Source organism: Rhodoblastus sp. (assembly GCF_041915505.1).
In the GTDB taxonomy this organism is placed as follows: Bacteria; Pseudomonadota; Alphaproteobacteria; order Rhizobiales; family Beijerinckiaceae; genus Rhodoblastus.
On sequence record NZ_JAYSBG010000471.1, the window covers coordinates 1 to 2,239 of the forward strand.

Here is a 2,239-nt window from a genome sequence, read left to right on the forward strand (position 1 = left end):
TTGGAGATTCGATAAAAATTTGCACAATAGTAGAAAGAGGAGCGTCAGCATTAATATCGCCTGAAGCTGACCTGTGGATTTTACAATCGATTCATTACGCAATTTTTAAGCATCGCATTTCTCGACCCCCCTCTTTGCGGCCGTCCGTCGAGGCGCGGGCCGCGGCCCCGCCGCAAAGGCTTGTCTGCGCCCGCGCCGCCGCATAAGAGAGGCGGAAAGACGGAAACCGCATCATGACCGACCCAAAACCCGCCGCCTCTCTCGTCAAAGCGCGCCTGCCGCGCGGGCTCGCCGACCGCGGCGCCGATGAAATCGCCGCCATGGACGCCATGCTCGCCGCCATCAAGCGCAATTACGAGCTTTACGGTTTCGAGGCGGTCGAAACGCCGGCGATGGAATATACCGACGCGCTCGGCAAATTCCTGCCGGACCAGGACCGGCCCAATGAAGGCGTGTTCTCGTTCCAGGACGACGACGAGCAATGGCTGTCGCTGCGCTATGACCTGACCGCGCCGCTCGCCCGCCATTTCGCCGAACATTATGAGAGCCTGCCCAAGCCCTATCGCTCCTATCGCGGCGGCACCGTGTTCCGCAACGAGAAGCCGGGCCCGGGCCGCTTCCGCCAATTCCTGCAATTCGACGCCGACACCATCGGCTCGGCCAGCCCGGCCGCCGACGCCGAACTCTGCATGATGGCCGCCGACACCCTTGAAAAGCTCGGAATCGCGCGCGGCGACTATTGCATCAAGGTCAACAACCGCAAGATTCTCGACGGCGTGATGGAGGCGATCGGCCTCGGCGCGGCGGAAGACGCCGGGCGCCGGCTGGTGGTGCTGCGCGCGATCGACAAGCTCGACCGGCTCGGTCCGGAGGGCGTGCGCTTTTTGCTCGGCCCCGGCCGCAAAGACGAATCCGGCGATTTCACCAAAGGCGCCGGGCTCGACGCGGCGGCCATCGACAAGGTTCTGGCCTTCACCGACGCGCGCCGATCCACCAACGCCCAGACGCTCGAGGCGCTGGAAGCCATTGTCTCCAGTTCCGCGCGCGGGCTGGAGGGCGTCGCCGAATTGCGCGTGCTCGACGAACTCGCCAAGGCCGCCGGCTATAATGAGAGTCGCGTCAGCCTCGACCCGTCCGTCGTGCGCGGGCTGGAATATTACACCGGCCCGGTGTTCGAGGCGGATCTCTCGCTGGAAGCCAGGGACGACAAGGGCCAGCCGATCCGGTTCGGCTCGGTCGGCGGCGGCGGCCGCTATGACGGGCTGGTGGCGCGTTTCCGTGGCGAGGACGTTCCCGCCACCGGCTTTTCCATCGGCGTGTCGCGACTCTATGCCGCCCTGAAGGCCATCGACTCGCCGCTGGTCGCGCGCCAGCCCCATAACGGCCCGGTGGTGGTGCTGGTGATGGATCGCGATCGCATCGCCAATTATCAGGCTCTGGTCGGCCGGCTGCGCGACGCCGGAATCCGCGCCGAGCTTTATCTCGGCTCGTCCGGCATGAAGCCGCAGATGAAATATGCCGACCGCCGCAAGAGCCCCTGCGTGGTTATCCAGGGCTCGAACGAGCGCGAGCGCGGCGAGGTCCAGCTCAAGGACCTGATCGAGGGCGCGCAGGCCGCCGCGGCCATCGCCTCCAACGAAGAGTGGAAGGCGGCGCGTCCCGCGCAGATTTCGGTCTCCGAGGACAATATGGTCGCCGCCGTGCGCGAAATTCTGGACCGCCACGGGCTTTAATTCACTGTGCCGGATGATAAGGGGATGCGCGCGCGGCGCGCTTTTGCTAGTCCTGCGTCGCATTTCGGGTTTGGAGCCAATCATGGGCGCGGGCGGTGACGAGACAGGCGAGGCCTTCCTGCGGAAGCTGGAAACCGCGGGCTATGAGCCCTGCGCGCCCGCCATTCTGCAGCCGGCCTCGGTCTTTCTCGCTCTGTCTGGAGAGGATGTGCGCGGCCGCCTGCTGCTCACCTCCGACGCCGTCGGCGGCGACTATTGCCTGCGGCCGGAATTCACCATTCCCCTGTCGCTCGATTATCTCGCCTCGCCGCGCGCCGGCCAACCCGCCGCTTTCTGCTGCGCCGGCCCGGTGTTCCGCCAGCGCTCCAGCGGTTCGCCCGAATTTCCGCAGGTCGGGCTGGAAAGCTTCGGCCGCGCCGACCGTGAGGCCGCCGACGCCGAAGTGCTCGCCCTCGCGCTCGAAGCGGCCGGCCCGGTTCCCGGCGGCTGGCGCATCCGCATCGGCG

2 protein-coding genes are annotated in these 2,239 nt (G+C 66.2%); both read left to right on the forward strand.

Translation table 11 applies throughout. The annotated features are described in order from the left end of the window. Positions 1–233 precede the first annotated feature (233 nt). Positions 234–1,733 (forward strand): histidine--tRNA ligase, encoded by a 1,500-nt coding sequence (gene hisS / locus ACE3S9_RS18765; protein WP_374547994.1) that lies wholly within the window; start codon positions 234–236, stop codon positions 1,731–1,733. 82 nt (positions 1,734–1,815) lie between these two features. Beyond that, positions 1,816–2,239 (forward strand): ATP phosphoribosyltransferase regulatory subunit (locus ACE3S9_RS18770; protein ID WP_374547995.1); only part of this gene is annotated, 424 nt, incomplete at its 3' end.